Source organism: Azospirillum sp. UFLA03-27, assembly GCF_059803775.1.
Map to the genome: position 1 here is coordinate 1 of NZ_JAUQTX010000442.1, position 2,668 is coordinate 2,668.

At 70.4% G+C, this 2,668-nt stretch carries 4 protein-coding genes; 2 read left to right on the forward strand and 2 right to left on the reverse strand.

Annotated elements, in window-relative coordinates; genetic code table 11:
- Window positions 1-36: 36 nt before the first annotated feature.
- Window positions 37-249, forward strand: a complete 213-nt coding sequence (locus tag Q4I23_RS32055; protein ID WP_498528917.1) for a hypothetical protein — start codon at window positions 37-39, stop codon at window positions 247-249.
- Between the two features lie 64 nt (window positions 250-313).
- Window positions 314-1,168, forward strand: coding sequence for a 16S rRNA (adenine(1518)-N(6)/adenine(1519)-N(6))-dimethyltransferase RsmA (gene rsmA / locus Q4I23_RS32060; RefSeq protein ID WP_454017923.1), 855 nt, complete (start codon window positions 314-316; stop codon window positions 1,166-1,168).
- 130 nt (window positions 1,169-1,298) lie between these two features.
- Here the strand turns inward: rsmA and gmk are convergent, their stop codons facing one another.
- Both gmk and Q4I23_RS32070 read right to left on the reverse strand, forming a co-directional pair.
- Window positions 1,299-1,946 (reverse strand): guanylate kinase, encoded by a 648-nt coding sequence (gene gmk, locus Q4I23_RS32065; protein ID WP_498528918.1) that lies wholly within the window; start codon window positions 1,944-1,946, stop codon window positions 1,299-1,301.
- Window positions 1,946-2,668 (reverse strand): YicC family protein (locus Q4I23_RS32070; protein WP_498528919.1); only part of this gene is annotated, 723 nt, incomplete at its 5' end. The genes Q4I23_RS32070 and gmk, both read right to left, overlap by 1 nt.

Sequence of the window (2,668 nt, forward strand, 5' to 3'; positions counted from 1 at the left end):
GCGGGATAGCTGTTATAGTCTCGTGGGCTCGGAGATGTGTATAAGAGACCGCTGGAGAGCGTGTTCAGCCATGACTCGCAAGGCGGCGACCGGCCCCAGGACCTGGGCGACCAGCTGGCCGACAAGGTAGTGTTGCAGGTGACCATCGGGCCGAAGCCGTCCCAGGCCTTCGACGACGGGCGCCGCATCACCTGCACGGGCCGCCTCGACGCCACGCCGGAGAACATCGCGCTCAAGAGCGAAGGGTAGGAACGACGCGCGGCAGATGACGGCGGGCCCGCGCCGTCCTATAAGTGCGGCCATGACCGACGCCATGCCCGACTCCGCCCCCATGCCCACCGCTTTCGACCCGCAGGCCCTGCCGCCGCTGCGCGAGGTGATCGCCCGCTTCGGGCTGGATGCCCGCAAGGCGCTGGGGCAGAACTTCCTGCTCGACCTCAACCTGACGGGCCGCATCGCGCGCTCGGCGGGCGACATGACCGGCGTGACGGTCGTGGAGATCGGTCCCGGTCCGGGCGGGCTGACCCGCGCCCTTCTGGCGACCAAGGCGAAGCAGGTCATCGCCATCGAGCGCGACCACCGTTTCATCGAGGCGTTGCAGGACGTGATCCAGGCGGCGGACGGGCGGCTGTCCATCGTCGAGGGCGACGCGCTGGAGGTCGACCCCATTCACATCGCCCCGGCCCCGCGGGCCATCGTGGCGAACCTGCCCTACAACGTGGCGACGCCGCTGCTGATCGGCTGGCTGGGGCGGATCGAGGAGTTCGTCAGCCTGACGCTGATGTTCCAGAAGGAGGTCGCGGATCGTCTGGTCGCAAAGCCGGGCAGCAAGGCCTACGGCCGCCTGTCGGTCATCACGCAGTGGCGGTCGGACGCGCGGGTGCTGTTCAACCTGCCGGCCAAGGCCTTCACCCCGCCGCCCAAGGTGGAGTCCACCATCGTCCACCTGACCCCGCGCGCCAACCCGGAGCCTGCGGAGTGGAAGGCGCTGGAGCAGGTGACCGCCGCCGCCTTCGGCCAGCGCCGCAAGATGCTGCGCCAGAGCCTGAAGAGCCTGGGGAACGCGGAGGCGCTGCTGGCCGCCGCCGGCATCGAGCCGACCGCGCGGGCGGAGGAAGTGGATGTGGCGGGGTTCGCGGCGCTGGCGCGGGCGTTTCGGGGGAGGTAGGTCCTTGCCCCCTCCCTAACCCTCCCCCGCTTCGCAGGGGAGGGAATTGAACTCCCTCCCTTGCGATAGCGGGGGAGGGAAGGGGCCCGCGGCGAAGCCGTGGGAAGGGTGGGGGCAACGCGCCGTCGCCTTACAGCGCCGCCTGCACGCTCTCCACAAACGCCGGCATCCCGACCTGCCGTGTCCGGCGCAGCCGCTCGGCGCGCAGGATGGCCTGAACCGCCTGCACGCTCTCGTCCACGTCGTTGTTGACGATCACGTAATCGTATTCGCCCCAGTGGCTGATCTCGTCCGACGCCTTGGCCATGCGCTGGGCGATCACCTCCGCCGAATCCTGGCCGCGGGCGTGGAGGCGGCGCTCCAGCTCGGTGCCCGAGGGCGGCAGGACGAAGACGCTGACCAGATCGGCGCGGGCGTTGGCCGCCAACTGCTGCATGCCCTGCCAGTCGATGTCGAACAGCACGTCCCGCCCGGCGCTCAGCGCCGTCTCCACGGCGTGGCGCGGCGTGCCGTAGCAGTTGCCGAACACGCGGGCGTGCTCCAGCAGCTCGCCCTGACCGGCCATGCGGTCGAACTCCGGCATGTCGACGAAGTAGTAATGGACGCCCGGCTGCTCACCGGGGCGCATCGGCCGGGTGGTGACGGACACCGACAGGGTGATGCCGGGGTCGCGGTCCAGCAGGCGGCGCGAAATGGTTGTTTTGCCAGCCCCGGAGGGGGAGGACAGCACGAGCATCAGGCCGCGCCGGGCGATCTTCGTGTTCATGGTCTTCAGCATCACTCGATGTTCTGGACCTGCTCGCGAAGCTGCTCGATGGAGGCTTTCAGCGACAGGCCGATGCGGGTCAGCTCCACGTCCGCGGACTTGGAGCACAGGGTGTTGGCTTCGCGGTTGAATTCCTGGCACAGGAAGTCGAAGCGGCGGCCGATGGCGCCCCCCTCCGCCAGCATGTCGCGGGCGGCCTGGATGTGGGCGCGCAGGCGGTCCATCTCCTCGCGCACGTCGGCCTTGGCGATCAGGATGGCCGCCTCCTGGGCGAGCCGCTCCTCCGGCAGGGCCGGGGCGGCGTCGAGCAGGGCGGCGACCTGACCGCGCAGCCGTTCGCGCAAGGCCTCGGGCTGAGTGCTGGCGCAGGTGGCGGCGGCGGTGATCAGCCGTTCGATCTCGTCAAGATGGCCGTTCAGGACGGCGACCAGACGCGCGCCTTCCGACAGGCGGGCGGTCACCAGCGCGCCGATCAGCCGACCGAGGTCGGCCTTCAGCGCGGCCTCCACCCGCTCCCGCGCGTCGCCCTCGTCCTCCTCCACCGGCTCGATGATGCCGCGCACGGCGAGCAGCGAATCGAGCCGCGGCGGGGCGGCCCCGGCGCCCTCGATCTCGCGCGCCAGCTCCAGCACCTGGGCCAGAAGCTCGCGGTTGATGCGGAGCTGCGACACCGACTGGCTGCGGGTGACGGTCAGGTTCACGTTGACGCTGCCGCGGGCCAGTCGCTTGGGGAT